Source organism: Robbsia andropogonis (assembly GCF_034047095.1).
GTDB classification, from domain to species: Bacteria; Pseudomonadota; Gammaproteobacteria; order Burkholderiales; family Burkholderiaceae; genus Robbsia; species Robbsia andropogonis.
The window spans coordinates 160,615-185,400 of sequence record NZ_CP139168.1 but is presented as its reverse complement, the minus strand read 5'-3'; the positions used below and the strand labels follow the sequence as shown (position 1 = coordinate 185,400).

Genomic DNA, 24,786 nt, shown 5'->3' with positions numbered 1-24,786 from the left:
CAGAATGACAAAGCAACCCACGCAGGGTGCCGCGCAATTGTTACGCGGCCGCATCCAGAACCTGCGCAAGATGCGATGCCGTCGCGACTTCGTCTTTACTGCAAGTGACCGCACGAACATGGGCGCGACGGCGATCGCAGCCGGGTTGGCCGGCCTCGGCGGCGTCGCGGCCGGGTTGGGCGCAATGGCAATCGACACGACCGAGGAGGCCGATCTTCTAGAGTTCGAACTCGACGGCAGGCCGGTCAAGGCTTGGGTGTGGATATCGGTGTTCAAGGAGGGTGACGAGGTCGAGGTCGTGGCCGAGCCCGATGGCGACGGCTGGCTAGGCTACGGCATCCGTCGAATCAGCGATCGGATTATTGCCCTGCACCCGCATTGCAGCCGGGGGCGCTATGCCCACTATCGGGCGTCGTTTTGGTGGTTTCTCAAGCTCGTTGGATGCCTCTTACTCGCGCTTTATCTACTATTTGCCGCGATCTCATACTTCTCTGGGGATTCGTTACAGGAATTTGGAGCGCTTGCTCTAGAAGTGATACCGGGTGCGCTTATTTCCGCAGCCATATTTGGCGTAATCGCCTACAGGATTTCGAGGAAATATCTAGGATTCGTGCGCCTTGCAGAAGGTATTTTCAGCGTTTTTGGCTGGGCGAGTGTCAAACATATCGACCTACCAGCAATCACCAAAAAGACCAAACTGCCTAATGATCCAGGCGCGCTTGGTGTGCTGTATTTTCGCTATTGAACGGCCGATCTCCATGATGAATCTGGTTCGCCTCGGCGACGACACCGACCACGGCGGGAAAGTCATTACCGCTTCGACCAAAATGCGCTTCGACGGGATATTTGTGGCCCGTAAGGGTGACGAAGTGTCGTGCCCACGGCATCCCGACGTAAAGCCCAATGTCATCGTCGAGGGCGACACCTCGATGACCGATGACGGGGTGCCGATCGCACGGCATGGAGACAAGGCAACGTGCGGATGCCACCTGATTTCGAGTTTGTGCTAAGCCATTTTGCTATGCGGCCACGCCACAAGAGGTCTTTGATCGAACCCGGGGACAGCCATAACCGATCCGAGAGCGGGAGCGCCGGATGGCGCGGACTCAGGGATCTGCGACGAGCCCAGCGTTTCCTCTCGAACTTCGGCCCGATTCGACAGCATTTTGCTCTGAAACGACACCTGATTTGTGCAGCCGAACATCGTCGCGAGCTTGGAACCCCAAGCGATTACCGCCCGTCGCACAACTAGGCAGCCATCATGCGAAAGGGGCTCCCTTCAACAGGTCCTCGCTCTGCAAAACCACCGCACACCACCGCCGCGCCCGAGTGATGGCGTTGTACAGCAAGCGCCGCTTGTGCTCGTCATCGCCTCCAACTTGGTAAGGCCAGAGCACCACCACGCCGTCGAACTCTCGATTCTTCGCTTGCTGTACGGTCATAGCGGAGAACGTTGCGCGGTCTGCCGCGTATCGCTGGCGACGAAGCTGGACCTGCCGGGCGATGGCCTTCTCGACCTCCTGGTGCCCAAAAGACGTGGTAGCGCCGGTTCGCGCTTGGCGCCTTACCCAGGAAATCACTTCTCGAACTGCGCCGCTGCGGGGAAGGCGTTGCAAGGCAGTCACCGCTTCCACGGCCGTAACATCATTAGCCAACTCAAGCATCTCAATCAGCTTAGCGACCTCGTCCGAATCACTTTGCTCCCATCTGATCGTGTAAGGGCCGTTCTGGTGTTTGCCGCAAGGGCCTTGCCCCACCTGGGCCACCACCTTCTGTGCGAAGCCGCCTTTCAGCGACGGGGTGATAACCGCGGCATTTCCACCCTTGCGCCATGCGAGCGCGTTCGCGAGATAGGTGCCAGCCATTGGCATGCCTTTAGCAGCAAGCACCTTGAACCCTTGGCCATTCTGAGCCACGCCCCCACCCCGAATCGTCGCTGCCGCGGTCAGCAGTGCCTGCACATCGGTGCGTCGAATCTCGGTTAGAACAACGGGCTTGCACGCTGCACGCAGCCACGTGACGCACGGGTTGGGCCGCAATTCTTGGCTCAAACATTGAAATTCGTCGGCAGCGACCAGGAGGGAAACCGACTCCGCAAGGGCTGATACCATCCGAAGACGCTCCGGTTTTAGGTCTTGGGACTCATCCACCAAGACAACCGGAAAGCTAATCGCAACCCACGCCCTCACCTCAGGGCACTCCAAAAGAGCGCCGGCCCAGTCGCACTGTTCATCGTACTGATCGGGTTGCAACGGAGGCATTCCAAGTGCCCGGGCCAAGCCTCGCCAGCGTCGCAGGAGACGCTGCGCAAAACTGTCGACGGTTACACACTCGACACGCCCCCTCACCGCTTCAATCCCTCGAAGCTTCTCGTTGAGGCGGCGCCGAGCTCCATGCATGAAGGTCAACGCCAAGACCCGCTGGCCCTCAAGGAGGGGCGATTCCTCGATAGTCTGGGACACCAACTCCATCAGCCTCACGGTCTTACCGCATCCGGCGGCCCCTTCCACGGCAATCAAGGTCATGGTTGGAAGGTTCTTATGGCCGGCGCACCGGGTGCCGCGACAAAGCGCGGAGAATCGCCTCCCAGAGAGACGTCGTTGATCGCGTTTAGTAACTCGCGGGCGCGGTTGCAGCACCGCTCTGTGGTGCCGATTACGTCAGCAACAACCTCGTATGCAATCTGGTCCTGCTTTAGCCCCCCTTTGGCGCGATCGTCCGACTTGAGCTTCGCGACCAGAGCTGGAACTGATTGGAGAGCCGGATCCATTACGCAGGCTACCGCCGTGATCGCGGCGGCAGCATCACCAGCAAGGACCCACCCCACCACATCCTCTATCGTCCAGTCATCCGGCCACCGCATGATTATCGTTGGCCCCTGCGCGGCCGCCGCCATGGCCTGCGCATAAGCACGTCCGGCTGCATCGCCATCAACCAATGCGGTAATGCGAGGATGCAGTCGAACGAGCGCGCCGACAGTCGCTTCTACGGCAGCATCGTGAGTGGGAACCAAGCCGATGTAAGCGCCGAATTTACTCTCCTGTCCCTCGTCCCATCCCTGTCTGAGATCGACTGCCCGCACAAGAAGCTTGAACCATTCATAGTCGATTCGCCCTTCCGGAACCAGGACCGCATCGTGCATCAGCGCAGCAATTGTGTCCGCTCTGTTGAGCTGGAAGAGCTTGCGTACGCCGTTGGAAGCCTCCGGAGGCAACGTCTCTGGAAGTAAGGGTACCGAAGACAAGACGCCGTCGTCGTTACGCAATACGAGGACAGACAACGGGTCCGACATCGCTGCGATCATGGGCGAGTGAGTCGAGACAAAGGTCTGGCTGGATAGTGCCTGTATCCGATGAACCAGCCGTCGTTGCAGCGGCGGTGGCACGTGCAATTCAGGTTCCTCGAGAGCCATCCAGAACCCTTCCTGCGCCTGCGCTCGTTGCCGCCCAAATTGAAGCAAGAGAAGCAGGTGCTGAAGCGAGATCAATCCACTGCCATGGCGCCTCGCAGGTAAAGCGAGAGGAGCTCCTGCATGAAGGTAGTGTGGTACGACGGTCTCCAACAAGCCGTCGCTATCGGTGGCCGTCACCCTGAGCTGTAGGGTTGGTTTGCTGCGAAAAAAACCAGCGAGTTCCGTGTTAAGTTGCGTGGTAATTGGCTCGAGATTTTCGTCGGCTTCCAACGGCTGGTCTGGAGCGCGTAGTCGATCACGCTCTTTCAAGACCGACGTGGCCGGTTGACCACCCGCAGAGGCGACGACGCGCCGAAACAGTTCTGATCCGAACGACACGATACGATCCCACGACCTACTCGCCGGCACCAAAAAGAACCCGATATCTCGAATGAGTCGGCCGGGCACCGCAACAGGAGCTTCGTCCGCGAACACATCGCCGACGACGTCATCGTCATGGAAATAGCGGGCCGTTTCAACCTCGAGCTCGGGTTGGTCGAACCGTGCGCAAAATCCGATTTGGCAGGCCAAGGACCAATTGGGCTCATCTTTCGTCGCGGAAGCGGCACAGCGGTCGGGATTCCACCACTTCGGAACGCCGCGATCGTCCCGAAACCAGTCGACGTGTTCCGCAGGATCATCTCCATCGAATCCCACGATCGTGGCAATGAGTTGGATCCGGTCCGCAGGTTGCGGGTTGCTACCGAAGAAATCATGTTCGGTCAGGCTTCGCACCATGCGATCTCGACCGAACAAGAGGGCCAACGCTTCGATGATTGTGGTTTTGCCGCAGTTGTTCGCGCCAACCAAGACGGTATGCCGCCCAAGGCGGACGTGTGCTTCTCGGATCCCGCGGAAGTTCTTAATTTTTAGATCAACGACGCGCAGCATTTTCGCTCCCCCGTGTCGCGAAATTTGGATTATATCGGTATAGCCCGGTACAAACGGACCAGTCAGCGCTTTACCTGTCGCTAGACGGCCAGTATTTTCTCGGGCTGCATAGGCAGACCGTCAGACCGGAAATAACCCCGGTTGACGTTTCCGGGCAGAGCCAGCGACAAAGCACTGATGCCTCTTTGAGGCCGTTCTGCCGGCGGGGCAGGCCCCGACGGAACGAAGAAAAACCTGCGAGGAAAACCATCGAAAAATCAACGGATCGATGGCGAGTACCGACTCGATGTACAGATGCGCGCGCGGACGCTTCCCTGAGAGGATAGCTGCAAGGAGACCGGAACGAACACACAGCGACATCAATACATACCCTTGGGCGCGGGGGCACCGTTGACGAATACGTACGTTTCCTTTTGCCACCAGACCCGTACGGCAAGCGATGGGCCGATTGCAGAGGGCGTACGTCCATGCAACGCTCCAAACCTCTGTCCGCTGCCAGCCATGCTGGCACCTCGCTCGCATATCTATTGTCGCTGTATCCGCCCGCCCTGTGCGAAGTACAGGTAGGGGTAGTGACCACATAGCGGCCAAAAGTGCCCGTCAGTTCACCGCGGCATTTGGGGGCGTTTGACGAAAGGGGCGACAAAGTACGCTAAGCCGACAGCTGGCTGCCGGAGTCAGCCTGAGCGCCGGGCGGTTTTTCGCGGGCCGAATGCTTCGGTAATCTGTAAGCGTCAACCCAAGGCATCTTTCGTATTGACCTGAACGTGCTCATGCTGTCGGATTTTTTGACGGATGCAGACGATGGAAGGTAAGCAAGTGGTACCCGTGACGCCGCGCACTGCGCGACGCAGTTTCACCAAGGAATTCAAGCGAGAGCTGGTGCGCCAAGCGATGCTGCCGGAGGTTTCTCGTGCAGCTCTGGCCTTGGCCAACGGCGTCAACGCCAATCAACTGGCACGCTGGTGTCGCGAGCATCAGCGTGCCGATCACGTCACCTTCGTGCCCGTCGTCAGCGCCGCATCCACTGCTTCAGAATACGCTCGTGCTGCGCTAGCCACAGTTCCCCCGACTGAGCTCGAGTGGCTGCATGGCCAGACCAGGATCGTCATTCGGGGGAACGTCGAAGTCGAGATTCTGCGCACGATCATCTCGCAAACCTTGGCATCAACAAGCGCCGCATGATCGGGCTACCTCCCGGCACGCAAGTGTGGCTTGTCGCAGGCGTAACCGATATGCGGCGTGGCTTCGACGGTTTGGCCGCTGTCGTGCAAACTAAACTTGCCAACAACCCGTACGGCGGCCAGGTGTTCGTCTTCCGAGGTCGGCGCGGCGACCGAATCAAGGTGCTCTGGTGGGACGGACAGGGTCTGTGTTTGCTCTGCAAACGCCTTGAACACGGTTACTTCGTCTGGCCGCAGGCCGATTCCGGTAGCGTGCATTTGAGCGCTGCGCAGTTGTCCATGTTGCTTGAAGGCATCGACTGGCGCCGACCACAGCGCACCGCCACACCCCGTGCAGCGTAGTCGTAGCAGTTGTATACGTGGCCTGAAATGCGTAAACTGTCGCCATGGCCGAATCCCCTAACAGTGCGCTCCCCACCGACGTCGAAGCGCTTCAGTGCATGGTCGCGGATCTGGCCGGCCAGGTGCGCAAACTCCAATCGAATCTGAGCGCACGCGAACTGCTCATCGAGCATTTACAGATTCAGATCGCGGCGCTTCGCCGCCAGATGTACGGCCGCAAGTCCGAGAAGCTGGAGACCGAGATCGGTCAGCTCGAGCTCAAGCTCGAGGAATTGCTGCTCGACAACGGGGAAGATCCGCCGCCCGCCACACCTGTCGAACAAGAACGTAAAAACCGCTCTCGCAAGCCGCTGCCGGAGGATCTGCCGCGCGACACGCTCGCGCATCTGCCCTCAGGCAATGACTGCCCGGACTGCGGCGGTGCGCTCAAGCCAATCGGTGAGGATGTCGCCGAGCAGCTCGAGTACGTGCCCGGGAGCTGGCGTGTCATTCGACACGTGCGTCCCAAATTCAGTTGCGCATGCTGTCAGACACTCGTTCAAGCGAGCGCGCCGTCACGACCCATTGCCCGAGGGTTAGCCGGTCCCGGTTTGCTTGCACACGTCATGATCGGCAAATATGCCGATCACCTGCCGCTTTACCGACAGTCGCAAATCTATGCACGTGACGGACTGGACTTAGATCGCTCGACGCTGAGTGAATGGGTCGGCGGTGTCACACGACTGCTGCGCCCATTGGTAGAGGCGCTGCGCCGATATGTAATGGCGGGGCCGAGCGTGCACGCTGATGACACGCCCGTGCCGATGCTGGCACCGGGCAAAGGCAAGACTGTCACGGGTCGGCTGTGGGCGTATGTGCGTGACGAACGCCCAGCGGGCTCGGCAAATGCCCCCGCATTATGGATGGCGTTCACGCCCGATCGGCGCGGCGAACAACCTCAGCGCCATCTCGGCGAGTTCAGCGGCATCATCCACGCCGACGGATTTGCAGGATATGACGCGCTGTATGGCGACGCGCGAACGCAGGCGGCCTGCTGGGCGCATGCCAGACGAAAATTCTACGAACTCACGAAGTCGCATCCGTCACCGGCGGCAGGCGAAGCCGTGCGCCGCATCGCGGCACTGTATGCAATTGAAGAGCAGATCAGGGGGGAGCCGCCGGACAAGCGTTTGCAAGTGCGAACCGAACACAGCAAGCCGCTGCTCGGTAGTATGCGAGCGTGGTTGGACTCGCTGATCCCAACGCTATCGACCAAATCGGCGCTCGCCGGTGCGATCCAGTACGCGCTCAATCGATGGGAGGCGTTGAACACGTTCGTCCAGGATGGTCGGGGCGAGATCGACAATAACGCCGTCGAACGCGCGTTGCGCGCCGTGGCAACGGGGCGTTCATTGTGCACCTCCTTCTGAAACCTGGATAAACATTGGGATCTGGCCTTCGACATCGTTGCGACACGGGCGATACTTGCGCGCCAGTGCTGCGGTAACCGCTTCGCTGTGCAGATCGATCGTCCGAATCTGCCATGGGGCATCAGGCACGACCTGCTCGGCAGGCAGAATCCGATCGTTGATCAAACGCCGGATCATGTAGTGAGTGACACCAAGCTCCTTCGCTGCCTCAGACATCGTCAGCCAGTCGCCATCCTTATCTGCCGACTTGTAGGCGTGGATATCGCGGACATGCCGTACAGAGCTGACACGATGTGCGGTCCAGGTCTTGCCCTGTCCTGTGCGTATTCCCATGCGGTTCAGTGATGCAGCAATGTCCTCGTCGGACCATCGGGTTACCATGCTGCGAATAACCGCGAGCGCTTCGTCTGACGTACTGCAGCCATGCTCGCCAGTTCGCGGCCTGCGAATCCGTAGCCGGGAATGTTGACCGCCTTGCCAGTGGATCGTCAGAATGATTTCGCGTGTAGCCTCGTCGACGTCGGCAACGATATCGACGATGAGCGCGCGAACAAGCTGTTGACGTGTGCGCATGGCGACGCTCGGTGCATTCCACGCAGCATGAAGATCTTCGGCGAGCTTCGTAAAGTCAGGCAGGGGAGCCTGCGCCTTTGGTGCAGTCACCGTCTCCACGCGCGTCTGGCAGGCCTGTACACGACGTAATGCCGCTTCCCAGTTCTTCTCCAGCTGCGCGGCAATCAGGCGGTTCTCGGGATCACAGGCGGCGTAGCGCCGCTCAGCCAGCGTGGCCTCGTACTGGGCCTGCTGCAGTTCGAGTTCCACGATCTGTTGCTGCTCGTTCAGGGTATCCATGTGCATTTGCTCAGCCTGTTGTGCCGCTTCGATCGCCAATGGCTCCACGACGCGCAGAAGCTCCTTGCTGACAGTCGCATCGATACGGGAACCACCGAACCTCATACATCGCGCTGACGTGTCGAAGCGGTCACACCGGTACACGGCCTGCGGGATACGTCCAGCGTAGGCCACCGACAGGCGACGTCCACAGCGTGCGCAGGCAAGCAGGCCAGCGAGCAGCGCGCGGCCACCACGACCGGATTTTACGTCGCCCGCCTTGCCGTAAGCATTTGTCGCGAGCTTCTTCTGGTTGCGTTCAAACTCCGCCCAGTCGATGTAGCCTTCGTGGTGTTCCCGGAGCATGACGTCCCAGTTCTCAAACGGCTTGCGGTGCTTGTAGCTCTTGCGTGCCCGGCCTTCGACGATCGTCATCTGCTTGCCGCTCTTGCCATACGCGTAGACACCAGCATAGAACGGATTCTTGAGCACCGAAATCACGTTACGGTAGCGTATTGGAGTCCAGTCGACCCGCGTCAGCGTCCGGCCGTCAGAGGGGCGCGGGAAGTGGACCTGTTCAGCGTTCATCGACAGCAGAACCTGCCGCGCGCTGCCCAGTTGCCGGAAACGAGTAAAAATCAGGCGTATGACTTCCTGCAACCGTGCGTCTGGATCGAAACCCAGACCAACATCACGATGCCAGATATAGCCGACCGGCACGCTGATACGTAATTCACCACGGTGTGCCTTCTCTCGTTTGGCGTCGTGCATGCGCGTTCGAAGCACGTTGAGTTCGAATTCGCTGATGCTGCCCTTCATGCCAAGTAATAGCCGGTCATTTGCCCGGCAAGGATCGTACACACCGTCAAGGTCGATTACCCGCGCTTGAACGAGACCACAGAGCTCGAGCAGATGATGCCAGTCGCGTCCATTGCGGGCAAGGCGTGAGGCGTCCAGGCAAAGCACTGCGCCGACATCGCCTGCACACAATAACGCGACCAGACGATCAAAGCCCGGTCTCGCAACTGTGCCGCTCGCCGAGCGTCCCTGGTCGTCGTCGATGACTTCGACGTCGCGAAATCCATGTCGCTTTGCTTCCTGCACGAGGTCATACTGCCGGCGCCGGCTCTCGAGGTTCAGTTGGACCTGCGTTCGGCTGGACTGTCGGACATAAACTACCGCCTTGCGTTTAAGAAGATCTGCGGGCAAACGATCATCATTCGTCATCGTTACGCCCCTTCGCAGTCGGGATGCCCGCCGCCTGCATCAACAGGCATGCGAGATGCCTGAGCGTGTTTGCCCGTTGCACCGCGTTCATCCCCTGAAGCTCGACCGCGTCGAACATCAGGTTCATCTGGGGCGGCATCGACCGCGATAACTGTTGACCTGCTGGAACGACGTTTGGCAGATTGCCCATTGCGTTTCTCCCGGACGTTGGTGGAACCGTCCGGAGAGTTTCCCCGCAAATGCAGATCGACCAGCAATTGATGCAGATTATGCAGTGTCGCTACGGTAACTCTCGGTTCGCCGAGAACCATCGCTGAACAAATCGCGGCATCGAGCATCCATCCCGCGATCATCCTGATTACACCGGGGTCCGCCTCCACATGGACGACCTGACCTCCGCCGCGACGCTCGATGTCTTTAACCTTGACGCGACGCCCATACAGCGGATGCCAACGATAATGAATCTCGACTTCCTGCCCGATATGGGCAGAATGAACGGGAAATTGCACTGGGCCGCAAGAATTATCTATTCGCTGGCTCCGAGTCCGGCGGCGACAGGGCTGCTGCCATGTACAGCCTGATCGGTACGGCCAAACTGAACGGCATCGAGCCCGAAGCGTATCTGCGCGAAGTGCTCACGCGCATAGCCGACCACCCGGTCAACCAGATCGACGATCTGCTGCCGTGGAACATCGCTTCCAGCAAACTCCACGAGGCTTAAAAAGCTTATTGGAGTGCCCATTTATAAATAAATGGGCACTACCGGCATGCCGCCATTCGATACCCGGCCACATGAAATACGCGGCTGACAAGATGCCTTCGGTCGACGCTTACGGTACTTCCGCTTTCAACTGAGCTTGCGCGACATCGAAGAATTGCTTTTCGAGCGCGGTGTCGTTGTGACCTACGAGACGATTCGATGTTGGTGCGACAAGTTCGGTACGGGTTTGGCTCGCAGAGTGAAAGCCGCCCGGCCCACGCCCGGAAGTATGTGGCACCTCGACGAGATGTTTGTTACCCTGCGCGGCGAACCTTACTTGTTGTGGCGTGCGGTGGACGAGCATGGCGCCGAGCTCGACATCCTGGTGCAAAAGCGACGCGACAAGGCAGCTGCCAAACGTTTCTTCAAGCGTGTGTTGCGATCGAACCCGGTACCACGCAAGATCGTCACCGACCAACTGCGTAGCTATCCGGCAGCAAGAGCCGAGATCTCTGAACTGGCGAACGTCAAGCACGTGTTCGTGAACGCGGCTGCTCGCCTAAACAACCGAGCCGAGAACAGCCACCAACCGACTCGCGAACGCGAGCGACGCATGCGCGGTTTTCGCGACCCTGAAAGCACACAAAAATTCCTCTCATGCTTCGGGCCGATACGGCAACATTTCGCACTCAAGCGCCATCAGTTATGCGCGTCAGTTTATCGCTCACAACTCGCAGAGCAGTTCGAGGCGTGGCGCAAATTCACCAACATTACCCAAAATCCGTCTACCGGTTTGTGACCGGCACTCGCTCCCGACCTCGGGCTGTCCCATGTTCCGCAAGTGGACAATGCCCCAATTATCACCATTGGAGGGGCTTAAAATTCCTGAAAAACGCGGCTTTTATGCTCACCCGACTAATGTCGTGGAGCGCGGAGGTGAAAGCGAATGGGGAAGCCCCATCGGGGACGCAGGCAAAAGCGTCCGAGAGTCTACCAAAGCAGACGCTCGGTGTTTCCGCAAGAGATGACAAAAATGCGCTGCAAAGCGGACCGCTAAACGCGTGGCTAGGAACACCCGTCTATTTCGACCTGATGGACCCATGCATGGCTCTTACAAGCTGTGGTACGACGCTCATTTACATTGGCTTAACGCCGCGGGCGTGCGGCCTGCCAATTTGATTCCCGCGAGGCGTCGACGAAGAAAGCGAGATAGTCGATCGCGCTATCGGCCTCGCGGGTGCCAAGAAAAATCTGTTTAGCGATGCCTTCCTTGCCAAGCTTTACGCTGACGAGCGGCATGCGGTCAGCGTATTCCTCGGCTAGCCACTTCGGCAGCGCCCCCACGCCGCGGTTGCTGGCGACCATCTGCATCATGATGTCAGTGGTTTCAATCGTCTTGTGTCGCCGCGGCACAACGCCCGCCGGGCGGAGGAAATAGTTGTAGATGTCGAGGCGGTCTGTGTCAACGGGATAGGTGATGAGCGTTTCGTCGACAAGTTGTTCAGGCTTGACGTAGCGAACCTTGGCTAGCTTGTGATCTTCTGAGACTACTAACACCTGTTCGTAGTCGAACACCGGCTCGAAGCTTAAGCCAGGACGGTTGAGTGGATCGGGCGTCACGAGCACGTCAATATCGTAGCCAATTAGCGCGCCGATGCCGCCGAACTGGAAGCGCTGCTTCACGTCCACATCGACATCCGGCCATTGCGCGAGATAGGGTGACACCACTTTTAGCAGCCACTGATAGCAGGGTGCACACTCCATGCCGATGCGCAGCGTACCGCGCTCTCCCGCCGCATACTGCTTCATACGCTCTTCCGCCAATTCGAATTGAGGTAAAAGGCGCTCGGCGAGGGAGAGGAGATACTTTCCCGCTTGGGTCAAGCGCAGGCTGCGACCCTCGCGATCCCAGATCGGAGTACCGAGTTGTTGCTCGATCTTTTTGACTGTATGACTGAGTGCAGATTGCGTCAGAAAAAGCGCTGCTGCGGCCGCAGTGAGTGAGCCCTGGCGGTCGACTTCACGCACGATGACAAGATGAACGCGTTCGAGCATGATGAGGAGCTTCCAAACTATCAATGAAAAAATGTAATGGATAGATGAAATAATACCATTTTTATTCATCCTCAAATAGCGTTATTGTTCGGTGTGAGCCATGAACCCGTCATCCCGATGCAGGTTTGAATCATACAAACCATGATTAGCGATAGAGCGGAATGCCAGCCACTAATGCATGCGCTCGTGCCGGATGCGGAAGAATGCTGGTCACTTTATGAAGAAATCGGTCGCATCATGGTCTCCCATTTACTCGATCATGATCGAATTGCATTGAGTGACATCGTCGAGGCATGGGCAGCAAGCTTGAAAACGCAAGGCACGCTTGCTGATACGTGGCCAGACTCGCCTAGATATGCCCAAGTCCAGTCTGCTGCTGAAAGTTCTGACGCTAGGCTTTTCGCGCTTATCCGCAAAGCAGTGCTTACACAGAATTAGAAGATCGCAGCGCGTCATGTATCGCGCGATGCATTGAAAGATGAACATCACCTTGCTCGCTGCGTTCGCGCAGCGATGCGTTCCGCTATTTTTCCGCGCTTGTCCTGTGTATCCAGTACACGCAGTGTCGTCTACGGAGATACCATGACGCCAGACATTGATCGAAAGCCCCTGCCGTTGCCCGGCCGACACGGCAAGGTGCTCCTGCATTCGTGCTGCGCGCCTTGCTCGGGCGAAGTAATGGAGGCCATGCAGGCATCCGGTATCGACTTCACGATCTTCTTCTACAACCCGAATATTCACCCGCTGAAAGAATACGAATTGCGCAAACAGGAAAATATCCGGTTTGCCGAGCAATTTGGCATTCCCTTTGTCGATGCCGACTACGATCGGGACAACTGGTTCGCACGTGCCAAGGGCATGGAGAACGAGCCGGAGCGTGGCATCCGCTGCACCATTTGCTTTGATATGCGTTTCGAGCGCACGGCTTTGTACGCGCATGAACATGGTTTCCCAGTCGTTACCAGTTCCCTGGGTATCTCGCGGTGGAAGAACATGCAACAGACCAACGATTGTGGCGTTCGCGCAGCGTCACACTATCCGGGCATGTTGTATTGGGAATATAACTGGCGTAAAGGTGGCGGCTCGGCGCGCATGATCGAGATCAGCAAGCGAGAGAACTTCTATCAGCAGGAATATTGCGGTTGCGTCTATTCGTTGCGAGACACCAATCGACATCGCGTGGAAAACGGCCGGGAACGCATTCAGCTCGGCGTGAAGTTCTACGGCGATGAAGATACGTCAAACGAAGCTTGAACGGAACAGCAACTCCTTTTGTGGCGTCGCAGGGCCATCCGGGCCAGGAAAGCAAAAAAGTCCGTTTGAGCGCAGGTCGAATTCATGACGGTTTATAATGAATAAATGAAATTAATTCACTTTTTCTCATTTACGCTCCCGCATAAAATCCGTTTCAAATATTGTTCGGCCCGCTGGTATGTTCCCAGCAAGAAGCATCGCGCGGACGGTCGAAAAATACCGCGCCATCTCGAAATTTAGGGCATCAGTCAAAATGAGCACAGACTTCACTTTTGCGATCAACAGCATTAATTTCGACGAAGACTACCAACCCGCGAAGAGCACACGTGCGACCACCAACTTCGCGAATCTGGCGAGAGGCGCAAGTCGCCAGGAGAATCTGCGTAACACCTTCAAGATGATCGACAATCGTTTCAATGCTTTGGCGCATTGGGATAACCCGAAAGGAGATCGTTATACCGTCAAGCACGAGATCATTTCTGTCGAGATGCGTGTGGATGGAACAAGCAGTGCGAATTCATTGCCACTGATTGAGATATTGAAGACGAATATTCTTGATCAGAAGACTGGCGAGCGTACTGACGGCATCGTAGGAAACAACTTCTCATCCTACGTGAGGGACTATGACTTCAGCGTACTGCTACTAGAGCACAACAATCGTCAGTCTGACTTCAGCACGCCCGACGATTTCGGTTTGTTGCATGGAAATCTTTTCAAAAGTTTCGTCAATTCCAGCGCTTACCGAGAAAACTTCAAAAAGCAGCCGGTGATCTGCCTGAGCGTTTCGAGTACTAAAACGTACCAACGCTTGGCAAATCAGCATCCCGTGCTGGGTGTCGAATACCTTCAAGATGCCTATTCGCTCACTGACGAATACTTCGAGAAAATGGGGTTGAAGGTGCGGTACTTCATGCCACCGAATAGCGTCGCACCACTGGCTTTCTATTTTTCTGGCGACTTGATTGCGGATTACAGCAATCTTGAGCTTATTGGCACGATCAGCACGATGGATACGTTCCAGAAGATCTATCGACCAGAAATTTATAACGCGAATTCCGCAGCAGGCGAGACCTATCAGCCCAGCCTCAAGCATCAAGACTTTTCGCTTACCCGCATTGTCTACGATCGGGAAGAGCGTAGTCGTCTGGCAATTGAGCAGGGCAAGTTCGCCGAAGAACATTTCATCAAACCGTATCAAGCATTGCTGCAGCAATGGTCTGCTAGCTACGCACTCTGATCTATCAAAAACGCAAGGTTATCTATTGTGAAAAAATTATTGCCCACTTTGACGGCGGGTAGCCTGCCGAAGCCCTCCTGGCTCGCAGAACCCGAAAAACTGTGGTCGCCGTGGAAACTGCAAGACGACGGACTCGTCGAAGGCAAGCGAGATGCTTTGCTTTTGTCGCTGCAAGAGCAGCAACATGCCGGCCTCGACATCGTCGGCGATGGCGAACAGACGCGTCAGCATTTCGTGACGACGTTCATCGAGCATCTGGAAAACGTTGACTTCGAAAACCGCAAGACGGTGCGCATTCGTGATCGCTATGATGCAAGCGTGCCGACTGTGATAGGGCCGGTATCGCGCAAAAAGCCAGTGTTTGTCGAACACGCCAAATTCCTGCGTCAGCAAACAGACCAACCCATCAAATGGGCGCTACCCGGCCCGATGACGATGATTGACACGCTCTACGACGATCATTACAAAAGCCGTGAAAAGCTGGCATGGGAATTCGCTAAAATTCTGAACCAAGAAGCGAAGGAACTGGAAGCCGCTGGCGTGGACATCATCCAGTTTGATGAGCCAGCTTTCAACGTGTTTTTTGACGAAGTGGAAGAATGGGGCGTTGCTACACTTGAGCGCGCTATCGAAGGGCTTAAATGCGAGACAGCTGTCCACATCTGCTATGGCTACGGTATCAAGGCCAATACAGATTGGAAAAAGACGCTTGGCTCGGAGTGGCGCCAGTATGAGAAGATTTTTCCTAAGCTGCAAAAATCTAGTATCGGCATGGTCTCCTTGGAATGCCATAACTCGCATGTGCCGATGGAGCTCATCGAGCTGATTAGGGGCAAGAAGGTGATGGTCGGCGCCATTGACGTCGCGAGTGAGACCGTCGAAACACCTGAGGAAGTGGCGGCTACCTTGCGCAAAGCGCTTCAGTTTGTCGACGCAGATAAGCTGTATCCTTGCACAAACTGTGGCATGGCGCCTTTGTCTCGTGCAATTGCAAAGGGGAAGTTGGAAGCGTTAAACGCTGGTGCGGAAATCGTTCGCAATGAACTTGCCAGTTTGAGCTAAGTTTATGGCCGACGCGGTATGCGGTGTATCCACGTCCGGCGTGACAGTCGGACGTTTATCGAGCGGTGCCGTCGCACCGATTCAACCCTGTCCCGGCCGATGGCTGGCGAGAGTGCGGCTTGCTTGGAAGCCCTAGGCAAGGCTATTTCGAAAAACAACGACTTTGAGATGTTGACAATCAAAGGTCGCTGCCAGGCTCCGTAAGCCACGCAATTCCGTTTTGGGGCTCCATAGCAAACCGGCAATCAACTGCTGGTAGGGTGTGATACCAGATGCCGAGGTCGCTCGCGTGAAACATCCTATGGTTTTGTCCGAATTTATGCCCTAGGGGCTTGGCGAGCGGTCCGCGTGCCGAACTGCGAAGTAGATGAAGAGAATTTGACAACCGGGGGGACGCGCACAGGGCTAAAAAGCGATCTATGAGATCGGCCATTCATCACGATGTTTAGTTTAACCGTGAATTTGCAAAACAGTGCCTCGACGACCAGGCGTCGGAGGCGTACCAGACAGGGCCCGAGCGCCGGTCAAACGGCTGCTGAAAAAGCGCTTATCACACAACGGGGGCGAAATGAAACGGTTACTGATCATCGGGATTGGTGTTGGAAATCCGGAATATGTCACTATTCAGGCCGTCAGTGCACTCAACCAGGTCGATGTATTTTTTGTTATTGACAAGGGAGCCTCGAAAGAAAAGCTCGTTAAATTGCGTAAGGAGATCATTGAGCGGTATGCCACGCATCGTCGCTTTCGTATCGTCGATGTTGAACTGCCAGAGCGCATTAAAAACGACTTTCCCTATGTGTCGACTGTCGAAGAGTTGAATCGCAACAAGCAGCAGATTTTCGAGCGAATAATTTCTGAGGAGCTTGTTGACGGCCAATGCGGCGGCTTTCTTGTTTGGGGTGATCCGTCGCTATACGACAGCACTATGCGCATCATGGACGCCATCTCTCGCACAGGTCGCCACGGGTTCGAATACGAAGTCATACCAGGTATCACCAGTGTGCAAGCATTGGCTGCGAAGCACCGCGTTGCGCTGAATTCAATCGGACAATCGGTCCAAATTACAAATGGACGCGGGATTTTGGAAGGGTTTCCAAACAATGTGGAAAGCGTGGTCGTCATGCTTGACACACAGAACGCGTTCTCGAAGATCGCTGACGCGGATCTGGACATCTATTGGGGAGCTTATGTAGGAACGCCAGACGAAATACTTGTCGCTGGAAAACTTAGCGAGGTCGTCGGTGACATAGAACGAATCCGTGCAGACGCCCGTGAACGGACTGGATGGATTATGGACACTTACTTGCTTAAGAAACGGGCCGACGCGGACGAGTAGGCATGCATCCCCGCAATAACGGAATGAATGCGTCCTGCCGCTCTTGCTCGATGGCACCTAGACTGGCAGCAATAGTTACAGAATGCACCATAATTCGTCGCTGGTTTTTGTTTTGCCATGGCTGCAAGTTAATAGCCGGCTTGCTCACTTTCCAGTTGCGTTCGCGGCACTAAGTGCTCGTAATTTCAGCCCGTTCGATCACGCAATATTAACGCGTAAAATGACGAAGCTGGAAGTCGGAAAGCGACTGTACGTCGGGGCGGTCTCGCCACTGTAATTGGTTTAGTACATCACGAAAGCCAGGCCAAGTCACTTGTCTGGCTAATTATTATCTACCGGGGCGCATATCCCCTAGGAAAGTTCAAATGAATGATGCAGTTATGAACCCAAGTGCATTACCAACCCCCATACCCCTGCGCGAGTTCGCGGTCGAGCATTTCGTAGAGGTCTAGGCCATCCATGCAATTGAGGTTCTGGTGCAAATAGGCGATGCGAATCGGTTAAAGTATTGAGCCTAACAATCAGGTTATCGCTGATGAGCAAGCCAAAAGGTCAGAGCGGGCTGTTTGATGGTCGACATTTTGATCGCGAAATCATCGTTCTGTGCGTGCGCTGGTATCTTCGCTACAAGCTCAGTCTACGCGATCTGGTGGAAATGGCTCTGGTGCAAATAAGCTCGGTGGATCGGTTAAAGTAACGACTGGATGAATCTGGTAGCCGGTGATGAGCAAACGAAAGCGACCCGAAGGTATGTTCGACGGTCGTCATTTTGACTGGGAAATCATCGTTTTATGTGTGCGTTGGTACCTGCGCTATAAGCTGAGCCTGCGTGATCTGGTCGAGATGATGGCCGAGCGGGGACTGTCACTGGCCCACACGACGATCATGCGGTGGGTCAGGCGCTATACCCCTGAATTCGTCAAACGCTGGAATCGTTTTGGCATACCCGTAGGGCGATCATGGCGTGTTGACGAAACCTATATAAAGGTTCGTGGCAAATGGGTTTATCTGTACCGGGCGGTGGATCGAAGCAGCCAGACGGTGGACTTCTTGCTCAGAGCCAAACGCGATGTGGCCGCAGCGAAAGCCTTCTTCAGCAAGGCCATCCGGCATCAGGGGCCGGTGCCCGAAACGATTACGCTGGATGGCTATGCGGCCTCGCACCGGGCTGTGCGCGAGATGAAGGCCGACGGCTTGCTGCCAGCTGAGACCGAAGTCAGATCGTCGAAGTATCTGAATAACCTGATCGAGCAAGATCATCGGAACATCAAGTCGAGGACAAAGGTCATGCTGGGCTTTAAGCGGCTCAGGAGTGCCGCGACGACGATTTCAGGTATCGAGTTGATGCATCGCATCCGCAAGGGCCAGTTTGATTTCAGCGCGCTCGGGCTCAAAGACAACGATACGCCAACGCTCTGGAACGCGGTTCTGTTCAGTTAATAAGGCATACTTATCTTATCTAAAGAACAATTTTAGCCCGACTAGATATTTGCACCAGAACCCTTTTACTCACCCTCTCAGTTGGTTCAGGACGCAAGACGCCATGGCGTCACCGTCTTGCCGGTGGATATCACCGCGAGCGACTGGGATAGCACCTTGGAAGGCGATATGGAACGCCCGGCCGTGCGCCTCGGCCTATCCCGAATTAACGGTCTACGACAAGAGGCTGGCTGGCGTATCGAGGCCTCGCGCGCAATGCGGCCCTTCAAGGATGTCGCAGACCTCGGGCGGCGCGCCGATCTCAACCGCCGCGACTTACAGATCCTGGCTACGGCCGACGCCCTGCGGTCAATCGCCGGGCACCGGCGCGAAGCCCTGTGGCAAGCGATCGCATCGGTACCGGAAAAATCGCTGCTTCGCGACGCTGGCCAGGACGATCACACACCGAGCCTGGCCGCGCCACGAGAAGCCGAATCGATCGTCGCGGACTACCAAAGCACGGGCCTTACCCTTGGGCGCCACCCCGTCGCGCTCTTACGCACACACCTCGACAAACTCGGACTGGTGAATGCCCAGACGCTGGCCACTTATAAAAACGGGCGCGTCACACGCGGTTGCGGCATCGTCACCGTGCGACAGCGCCCTGGCACGGCCAAGGGCGTGCTGTTCATGACCCTTGAGGACGAAAGCGGGTCGATAAATGTCATAGTTTGGCCATCGCTCCTGGAGCGGTACCGTAAGGAAGCGCTTGGCGCCACGCTGCTCGGCGTGCATGGCGCCTGGCAAACTGACGGCAAGGTCAAGCACTTGGTCGCCAGGCGGCTTTTTGATATGACGGCCCTGCTCGGCGATCTCACAACGACGAGTCGTGACTTTTGCTAAACGGCGGTAGGCAGTTTTTTACAATGCGTTGACTAAAGATCGCGCTGTACCGTTTCAAGATGGCTGAACTGGGATTCCCGACAACGCAAAAGTCCAAACTCAAAAATGTGAAGATCCAGCCGATCTACCGAGATCCAGAGACTGGCTGGACGTGGTCCGGTCGCGGCAAGCCGCCGAAGTGGATTGCCGGAAGGGATTACGATCAATTCTTGATCCAACGCACATCGTAACGGGCGAGCCTGAGCGCTTTCGCTTAGCCTGACGAAGCATCAGATTGCCCTAAGGTCCTCCGTGTCTTGCATCGATAGGCATTACCGCCTCCATGGCTTTTCAGCGCGCGTCGTCTTCATCTGACCAGGCTCGGTTTGGCCTATGAATTCCTGGAAGAGTCAGACAAGGCCGGGCTCAGCCAGGGTGGCATTGACGTCCGCGAATCAAACGAGTTTGTCGCTCATTCAGATATCCGAGTAGCATGGCAGCAGGTCCTGATCGACCAGGCGGATCTCGATGCGGTTGGCAATCTCGACGTGCTCAGGGTTGTCCACAGAAAACACAGCGTCGGTCACGCTCACGATGATAGTGCCGGTTTGTTTGCTGCCGGCTTCGGGAACGGGAATCAGTGCGCGCGCTTCCGGCACCTGCTGCACGGTGAGGATCTTCGGAAGGTAGAGCATCCAACCCACGCCGGGCTTGTCGTCAAACACCTGCCTTGCTGCATATTTACGTGGCGCTACCGTCACATATGCAGGAGCGTACACTTCAGCAATTGTGGCCACGACTTCCGCGACAGACTCGAAGTTGCCGAGTCGCGACGACTCAGCGTTTTCTTCGCCAATCGACAGATCAAAGTCGCGCGGCATCGAACCATTGTCGAATGCGAGCGAAAGTGCCGCTCCGTCTTTCTTTGCGGTCTGCCCGTTCCAGATGCTAATAGATTTCGCTAGGTGATCTTCGCCACGATACTCTTCTTTGAGCACTGCGACGGCGGCCGTCGAAGGCGTGTCCGCAGTTTCGTAGACTGGATAAAGGAGAGCATCCGCCTGCGTATTTCCTGTCAGAAACCATTCCGACAGACGACTATCTTTCGAAGCGAGCACTTCGATGACCAGCCATAGTCGCTTTAGATGGAAAGCGTAATCGGCCTGACCGACGTCGAGCGTCTCGCGAAATTGAGCTATGAGTTGCATGGCTTCACGGTTGATAGACAGAGGAGACGCGCGCCCGACGCAGATCGGGCAAGAGATACTCGCGCGCGTGCGGTGTCATGAAATACCACATGAGGCGCGCGGGCGGATTAGCATTTACTACGACCGCCTGCCGATTCAACTGATCACGCACGCCCTTGAAGCCCCTGTACCAGAAAAGTGGCTCCTCATCATCGTCAAGAAATTGATCGTAATCGCCCTTGGTCTCCTGCAGAAGGCACTCGCCGGGCTGAAAGCCATCGAAATCGATGGTAAGCCATTTCCACTCTTCGCTCCAGCGGCATTCCTCAGCATCGAATGCGAAACCAGTTATCCGCGCTTGGTAACGGTAGGATATCCAGTTCACGCCGTGATTCTGGCGAATTTTCGCGCCGGATTCCGGCGGGCACTTCTTGCAGCTCTCGCCGGTGCGCGGCAGCGTGCGCGCAGCGGGCGAAGCCTTGCTGTCGTCCTTTGCGGTGTCGCCCGAGAGGCTAGCTGTTCCCGCCGTTGCCGCTCCGCCCAATAAGGCTGCGCCAGCGCGCGCCAAGACTGGCCCAAGCTCGGCTACTGCGGCCTCCAGTCCGGTCAACAATATTCCCGCCATTTATCACTCCCCCTACAAACTCAGGATGTTGGATCTTCCAGCGCATGACGCGCAGATAATCATGGAGCCTTTCGTCTGCCGAGCGGCCAGGGCGTGTCAGCCGGGTGCGTGTGGCCGGCTTGTCGTAAAAACCCGGCGCGTAAGCTTCCAAACGCAGGAACGCGACGAGGTTGTCATCATCCCGAATACCAAACGCCCTTGCGGCCTTGAACGCGCGCCAGAGCCTCGGCGACAACGCTGAATCCTCGGCGAGCCGTGGGTCTGCCTTCACGAGATCTTCTCGCACCCGTTCCACAAAACCCTTGGCGTCGACCTCGGCAAGGGCGGCTACCTGTTCGGCAGTCAACTCAAGCATGTGGATGCACCCTGAACAAATCGCCGTTGATCTGGACCAGCCAGTCGAACGTCGGCACAAAAAATTCTGCCCGCTGGGAAAACGACAGCAACCCGGCGATTTGGCCAATGACCCGTGCATCGTAAAAACGCAGCAGCGCCGTACGCCCATCCGGCATCCGGACATCCAGCCGCTCGCGCAGCTCGTGGGCGAGCCCCCGAAATGGGTACGCGCTAATGAGCCACGACACTCCCTCTACGCCGGCGGCAAGCGCGAGCAGCGTGCGCTTGATATCAACCGACGCGTCAGCGACATCGATCAGCCACGGGCCAGCATCGGCCAGCGAGGCGTCGGCGGTTCCATCAAACAAGGCGACAATGCCTGTTGATCGCTCGAGCGCGGTTGCACCAGGCGCTCGCGCATAGAGCAATGCATCGACGAGGGCGTAGAGCCGAACAGGCAGTGAAATTTCAAGCTGGCGTTGCGCAAAATACAGGTCGATCTTCGACGGCTCCACCGGCTACTCCCGCATCACAGTCGTTGCGCCGCTCTCGGCTGCCGCTTTGAGGCATTCCAGGCAAAGCGTTGGGCTGGGTGAAAGCGCTTGGCCCGTCGATGCGGCTGACGCCACTGCGGCGGCACCGGTGTATGAGTCAGCCTCGCCATCATCCGTGATTGTCGACGATGACTGCGATGCGATCAGAACAGCGCCACATGCCGTGCGCATGCCTTCAACGGCCGTATCTCGGCCGTTTATGCGATGTGGGTAACGTCGGCCCAACAGGTCCGGCAAAATCGCAAAGACGCCTTTGCAGCGCGGGCAGGAAACCTGATGTCCGACGCCCGCGATGCATCTGCCGTCAATCTTGCCTGCGGGACTTCCTTCGATTACCGTGCCGCCATGCGACGTGGTATCGCCTTCGCAAATGATGGCGCGTTTTACCAATTGGCCCTCTCTAGGATGTTCTTTAGTATGAATTTACCACGCGCGACGATACATCCCTGCGCGCGCCTGTACCGCAGCAGGTGAGTTTACATTTGCTTTACGGATTGTCACAACAACTCGCCTCCTTGATTGTCCGCCTCAGGTCGATTACTCGAACCGTTCGGCTTCGCTGGATTTTGATCCTTGAGATCGGCAAACTTGGCCGCCATCGCCGGATTGCCCCGCGTCAATCTCTTGATCGTCACGTCCTGCGCCTTGTCGTTAGCCAGGCGCAGGTTCCCACTTCGTCAGCAGCCGCGACAGAATCGCCGAGTTGTAGAAGATGATCACGTTGGCGATCAGCCGGGCGCACTGGTTACTGATTTCGATGTCGGTGCGGCCGGTCAATTCCTTCTTGCGTCGATCTCGACCACTTCGATCTACCAGCACACCGATGATGTCAAGCGTGCGCGGCAGTTCGGGCAGGCATTTACTGACTGAATGACTCCTCCGTCACCTCAGGCAACAAGCCGATTGATGTTCACAATGTGGAACGGGGCTAAAAGTGCCCAACGCCCATAAATGGAAAATCCATCCGTAACCCTTGTCAGATGAGGCTTTGGGGAGGGCGGGCGAGTCGTTACGCGGGCGAGCGTCGCGTGAAGACATGCTCGATCTGTTGCGTGCGCCGCACCTCGTCGTCGTCGAGATAGACCGAGGTCGTGGAAATCGATGCGTGCCGCAGGTTATCGCGCACGGTCGTGAGCGTTGCCCCACCGGCCAGTGCGTGTGTCGCGTGCGAGTGTCTCATCCAGTGCGGCGTGGCCTGTCGCAGTTTGTCTGCGAGAGGTGGATGGTCGGCTTCGATGGCATCGGCCGCGTCGCTAAAGAACCGGCGCAGCATCTGCCTCAGGCGCGGCGTGGTGATGCCGCACGGCTCGCCGAGGTGACCCAGTATCGGCGTATCAGGTGCCCATCGGGACGGCGTGACGGGCAAACCGCGTTGTGCCAGATACTGGTCCAGCGCGAAGCTTGCGAGTGACGGCAGGACCACCTTGCCGGGTTTCGCTCCCTTACCCGTGAGGTGAAGCCAGCGCTCACCGCGTGCGCCATGCTCGATGCCGCCGAGTGTCACACCAACCAGTTCGGCGGCCCGCAGGCCGGTCGCGTAACCGAAGTCGAGCAGAAATCGCAGGCGCTGTGCAGCCGGCACTGCCCAGCCATACGACCACTCGAGCCCGTCGGCGATCGTGCGTACCAGCTCCCATTCGCCAGTCGTAAAGGCCCGGGATCTGTCCAGTTTGCCCTTGCGGCGCGCACCACGCACCTTGAGACCCGCGAACGGATTGGCCAGCACATAACGTTGCTCGATCAGCCAGCGGAACATGGCGCCGAGCACCGACAGCGCATAGGCGATGGAATCCGACGACAGTGCCCCCGTAAACGGCCGCCATTCGGGCGACGATCGTGGCCGCGCGGGTGCAACCCAGCGAGCGCGGGGCGCGGGGTGGCGCAGGAAGGCACGCCAGGCCGCCGCATCCTCGCTGGTCAGTGACGATAACGCCTTGCCGCGTTCGACAATGCCCCACAACAGCAGCCGTTCTGCCTCGCGGCGGTAGGCGCGCTGCGTGTCACGGGCTTCGTGCCGTTCGAGCCACGCGTTGATGGCCTGCCAGTCGTTATCGGCCTCGAGCGCGCACATGGATTTCGGCGCACGAAAAAGGCCGCGCGAACCATCGACTTCGCGTGGTACGAGGATGTTTTCCCACGGCACCACACCCTCGGGGGATGTAACGGCAACCAGTGCGCGCGCCCGCTCGGTGAGCGCGGGATGAGCCGCAAAGAATGCTTCGATACAGCGTGCGCTGCGCTCGCCGAGTCCGGCCACCGGAAGCCACCAGCGCCGCCGGCGGGGGATGCGTACGGTCAGATCGGCGAGCGTATGGATACCGTGCCGATGCAGGACTGCTACAACCCGTGCCGGTAGCCAGACGTCGACCTGGTCAGAGACCTGAGGTTGTGGGATCTGCAGCGATGGCAGTATATCAAGCGCCCGGCTGGCCGCCTTGCGATAAGACTCACGTTCATCCGCGGGACACTGGAAGAGTCTGGCCACATCCTCGCGATGCCGACTGAGGGCAAATTCGACGATCTGCCGGCGAATGCGGCCGATTACGCCGCGTGCTGACGTACCGTCCCCGAGCGCTTCAGGTTGATAGCGCTCGACAGCCTCACGCGAACCCATGCCAGCGTACCACGCGCGCAGCACGGATAACGACGGGGTATCGGGAAATGTGAAGGATGGGTCTATGTTCGGCATCTTTCGATTATAGATACGACAGCGCGATGGTGTGCCAGCCAGGTGAGACGCGTTTTGCAAAACGGAAGTTTTAGTATAAAACAGAAGTCTATCGCTAATAAGCCTTAGCGAT

General features: G+C 57.3%; 26 protein-coding genes and 4 pseudogenes. 17 read left to right on the top strand and 13 right to left on the bottom strand.

All coding sequences use genetic code 11. The features are described 5' to 3' along the window. The first annotated feature begins 4 nt into the window (after window positions 1–4). The 3 genes and pseudogenes from SJQ66_RS12605 to SJQ66_RS12595 all read left to right on the top strand — a co-directional run. Window positions 5–745 (top strand): putative type VI secretion system effector, encoded by a 741-nt coding sequence (locus SJQ66_RS12605; RefSeq protein WP_320534352.1) that lies wholly within the window; start codon window positions 5–7, stop codon window positions 743–745. A gap of 13 nt (window positions 746–758) precedes the next feature. Beyond that, entirely contained in the window at window positions 759–1,010 is a 252-nt protein-coding gene (locus SJQ66_RS12600) for a PAAR domain-containing protein (protein WP_046154401.1), read from the top strand. A 61-nt stretch (window positions 1,011–1,071) separates the two neighbouring features. Next, window positions 1,072–1,252, top strand: a pseudogene (locus SJQ66_RS12595) (hypothetical protein); the annotation flags it as partial. 7 nt (window positions 1,253–1,259) lie between these two features. On the opposite strand, the gene SJQ66_RS12590 reads toward SJQ66_RS12595, so the two are convergent. Continuing rightward, window positions 1,260–2,525: an ATP-binding domain-containing protein gene (locus tag SJQ66_RS12590; RefSeq protein ID WP_320534351.1), complete on the bottom strand. Its 1,266-nt coding sequence runs from the start codon at window positions 2,523–2,525 to the stop codon at window positions 1,260–1,262. Beyond that, complete coding sequence (locus SJQ66_RS12585; RefSeq protein WP_320534350.1) at window positions 2,522–4,342, bottom strand: ATP-dependent nuclease; 1,821 nt, start codon at window positions 4,340–4,342, stop codon at window positions 2,522–2,524. The genes SJQ66_RS12590 and SJQ66_RS12585 overlap by 4 nt, the downstream gene beginning before the upstream one ends. Before the next feature lie 804 nt (window positions 4,343–5,146). On the opposite strand from SJQ66_RS12585, the gene SJQ66_RS12580 reads away from it, so the two are divergent. Genes SJQ66_RS12580 through tnpC form a run of 3 tightly spaced genes read left to right on the top strand, consistent with a single transcriptional unit; the run spans window position 5,147 to window position 7,277 of the window. Further along, complete coding sequence (locus SJQ66_RS12580) at window positions 5,147–5,527, top strand: transposase (protein WP_320534349.1); 381 nt, start codon at window positions 5,147–5,149, stop codon at window positions 5,525–5,527. Beyond that, window positions 5,524–5,868: an IS66 family insertion sequence element accessory protein TnpB gene (tnpB, locus tag SJQ66_RS12575; RefSeq protein WP_046154715.1), complete on the top strand. Its 345-nt coding sequence runs from the start codon at window positions 5,524–5,526 to the stop codon at window positions 5,866–5,868. Before SJQ66_RS12580 ends, tnpB begins: the two co-directional genes overlap by 4 nt. Before the next feature lie 44 nt (window positions 5,869–5,912). Then, complete coding sequence (gene tnpC / locus SJQ66_RS12570; RefSeq protein WP_320534348.1) at window positions 5,913–7,277, top strand: IS66 family transposase; 1,365 nt, start codon at window positions 5,913–5,915, stop codon at window positions 7,275–7,277. On the opposite strand, the gene SJQ66_RS12565 is transcribed toward tnpC, so the two are convergent. Together SJQ66_RS12565 and SJQ66_RS12560 are read right to left on the bottom strand one after the other, a co-directional pair. Beyond that, window positions 7,257–9,335: a recombinase family protein gene (locus tag SJQ66_RS12565; protein ID WP_320533729.1), complete on the bottom strand. Its 2,079-nt coding sequence runs from the start codon at window positions 9,333–9,335 to the stop codon at window positions 7,257–7,259. The genes tnpC and SJQ66_RS12565 overlap by 21 nt on opposite strands. Further along, on the bottom strand, window positions 9,325–9,525 hold the full coding sequence (locus SJQ66_RS12560; protein ID WP_320533730.1) for a hypothetical protein: 201 nt from the start codon (window positions 9,523–9,525) through the stop codon (window positions 9,325–9,327). The genes SJQ66_RS12565 and SJQ66_RS12560 overlap by 11 nt, the downstream gene beginning before the upstream one ends. Before the next feature lie 190 nt (window positions 9,526–9,715). On the opposite strand from SJQ66_RS12560, the gene SJQ66_RS12555 reads away from it, so the two are divergent. The 3 genes and pseudogenes from SJQ66_RS12555 to SJQ66_RS12545 form a co-directional block, all read left to right on the top strand. Then, window positions 9,716–9,916: a hypothetical protein gene (locus tag SJQ66_RS12555; protein ID WP_320534347.1), complete on the top strand. Its 201-nt coding sequence runs from the start codon at window positions 9,716–9,718 to the stop codon at window positions 9,914–9,916. Beyond that, window positions 9,832–10,056, top strand: a pseudogene (locus SJQ66_RS12550) (transposase domain-containing protein); the annotation flags it as partial. The gene SJQ66_RS12555 and the pseudogene SJQ66_RS12550, both read left to right, overlap by 85 nt. Before the next feature lie 115 nt (window positions 10,057–10,171). Continuing rightward, a pseudogene (locus SJQ66_RS12545) lies at window positions 10,172–10,834 on the top strand (IS6 family transposase); the annotation flags it as partial. Between the two features lie 347 nt (window positions 10,835–11,181). Here SJQ66_RS12545 and SJQ66_RS12540 read toward each other — a convergent pair. After that, window positions 11,182–12,090, bottom strand: a complete 909-nt coding sequence (locus SJQ66_RS12540) for a LysR family transcriptional regulator (protein ID WP_320534414.1) — start codon at window positions 12,088–12,090, stop codon at window positions 11,182–11,184. 582 nt (window positions 12,091–12,672) lie between these two features. Between SJQ66_RS12540 and SJQ66_RS12535 the strand changes: the two genes are divergently transcribed. The 8 genes and pseudogenes from SJQ66_RS12535 (at window position 12,673) to SJQ66_RS12500 (ending at window position 19,534) form a co-directional block, all read left to right on the top strand. Further along, window positions 12,673–13,344 carry an epoxyqueuosine reductase QueH gene (locus SJQ66_RS12535; protein WP_320534346.1) on the top strand — a complete coding sequence of 224 codons (672 nt, stop codon included), beginning with the start codon at window positions 12,673–12,675 and terminating at the stop codon, window positions 13,342–13,344. Window positions 13,345–13,597: 253 nt separating this feature from the next. Continuing rightward, on the top strand, window positions 13,598–14,581 hold the full coding sequence (locus SJQ66_RS12530) for a DUF1852 domain-containing protein (protein WP_320534413.1): 984 nt from the start codon (window positions 13,598–13,600) through the stop codon (window positions 14,579–14,581). Between the two features lie 27 nt (window positions 14,582–14,608). Further along, a complete protein-coding gene (locus SJQ66_RS12525) occupies window positions 14,609–15,643 on the top strand; it encodes a methionine synthase (protein ID WP_320534345.1) in 1,035 nt (344 codons plus the stop codon). 568 nt (window positions 15,644–16,211) lie between these two features. Further along, entirely contained in the window at window positions 16,212–16,982 is a 771-nt protein-coding gene (gene cobF, locus SJQ66_RS12520) for a precorrin-6A synthase (deacetylating) (RefSeq protein WP_320534344.1), read from the top strand. 535 nt (window positions 16,983–17,517) lie between these two features. Then, the gene (locus tag SJQ66_RS12515) at window positions 17,518–17,679 is read left to right on the top strand and encodes a hypothetical protein (RefSeq protein WP_407691498.1); all 162 of its coding nucleotides are present in this window, start codon (window positions 17,518–17,520) and stop codon (window positions 17,677–17,679) included. 26 nt (window positions 17,680–17,705) lie between these two features. After that, complete coding sequence (locus tag SJQ66_RS12510) at window positions 17,706–18,422, top strand: IS6 family transposase (RefSeq protein ID WP_407691497.1); 717 nt, start codon at window positions 17,706–17,708, stop codon at window positions 18,420–18,422. 54 nt (window positions 18,423–18,476) lie between these two features. Then, a pseudogene (locus SJQ66_RS12505) lies at window positions 18,477–19,304 on the top strand (helix-hairpin-helix domain-containing protein); the annotation flags it as partial. A 59-nt stretch (window positions 19,305–19,363) separates the two neighbouring features. Next, complete coding sequence (locus tag SJQ66_RS12500) at window positions 19,364–19,534, top strand: H-NS family nucleoid-associated regulatory protein (RefSeq protein WP_320534343.1); 171 nt, start codon at window positions 19,364–19,366, stop codon at window positions 19,532–19,534. A gap of 225 nt (window positions 19,535–19,759) precedes the next feature. Here the strand turns inward: SJQ66_RS12500 and SJQ66_RS12495 are convergent, their stop codons facing one another. The 8 genes from SJQ66_RS12495 to SJQ66_RS12465 form a co-directional block, all read right to left on the bottom strand. Next, window positions 19,760–20,491 (bottom strand): immunity 52 family protein, encoded by a 732-nt coding sequence (locus SJQ66_RS12495; protein WP_320534342.1) that lies wholly within the window; start codon window positions 20,489–20,491, stop codon window positions 19,760–19,762. A gap of 4 nt (window positions 20,492–20,495) precedes the next feature. Further along, window positions 20,496–21,095, bottom strand: a complete 600-nt coding sequence (locus SJQ66_RS12490) for a restriction endonuclease fold toxin 5 domain-containing protein (protein WP_320534341.1) — start codon at window positions 21,093–21,095, stop codon at window positions 20,496–20,498. Then, window positions 20,983–21,450, bottom strand: a complete 468-nt coding sequence (locus tag SJQ66_RS12485) for a hypothetical protein (protein WP_320534340.1) — start codon at window positions 21,448–21,450, stop codon at window positions 20,983–20,985. The genes SJQ66_RS12490 and SJQ66_RS12485 overlap by 113 nt, the downstream gene beginning before the upstream one ends. Beyond that, window positions 21,443–21,946, bottom strand: coding sequence for a DUF4123 domain-containing protein (locus SJQ66_RS12480; RefSeq protein ID WP_320534339.1), 504 nt, complete (start codon window positions 21,944–21,946; stop codon window positions 21,443–21,445). Before SJQ66_RS12480 ends, SJQ66_RS12485 begins: the two co-directional genes overlap by 8 nt. A gap of 3 nt (window positions 21,947–21,949) precedes the next feature. Beyond that, window positions 21,950–22,375, bottom strand: coding sequence for a PAAR domain-containing protein (locus tag SJQ66_RS12475; RefSeq protein ID WP_046154480.1), 426 nt, complete (start codon window positions 22,373–22,375; stop codon window positions 21,950–21,952). 107 nt (window positions 22,376–22,482) lie between these two features. Next, the gene (locus SJQ66_RS29695; protein WP_407691496.1) at window positions 22,483–22,620 is read right to left on the bottom strand and encodes a hypothetical protein; all 138 of its coding nucleotides are present in this window, start codon (window positions 22,618–22,620) and stop codon (window positions 22,483–22,485) included. A gap of 16 nt (window positions 22,621–22,636) precedes the next feature. Continuing rightward, complete coding sequence (locus tag SJQ66_RS29690; protein ID WP_407691504.1) at window positions 22,637–22,762, bottom strand: hypothetical protein; 126 nt, start codon at window positions 22,760–22,762, stop codon at window positions 22,637–22,639. A gap of 232 nt (window positions 22,763–22,994) precedes the next feature. Next, window positions 22,995–24,674: a site-specific integrase gene (locus SJQ66_RS12465; protein ID WP_320533703.1), complete on the bottom strand. Its 1,680-nt coding sequence runs from the start codon at window positions 24,672–24,674 to the stop codon at window positions 22,995–22,997. Window positions 24,675–24,786 lie beyond the last annotated feature (112 nt).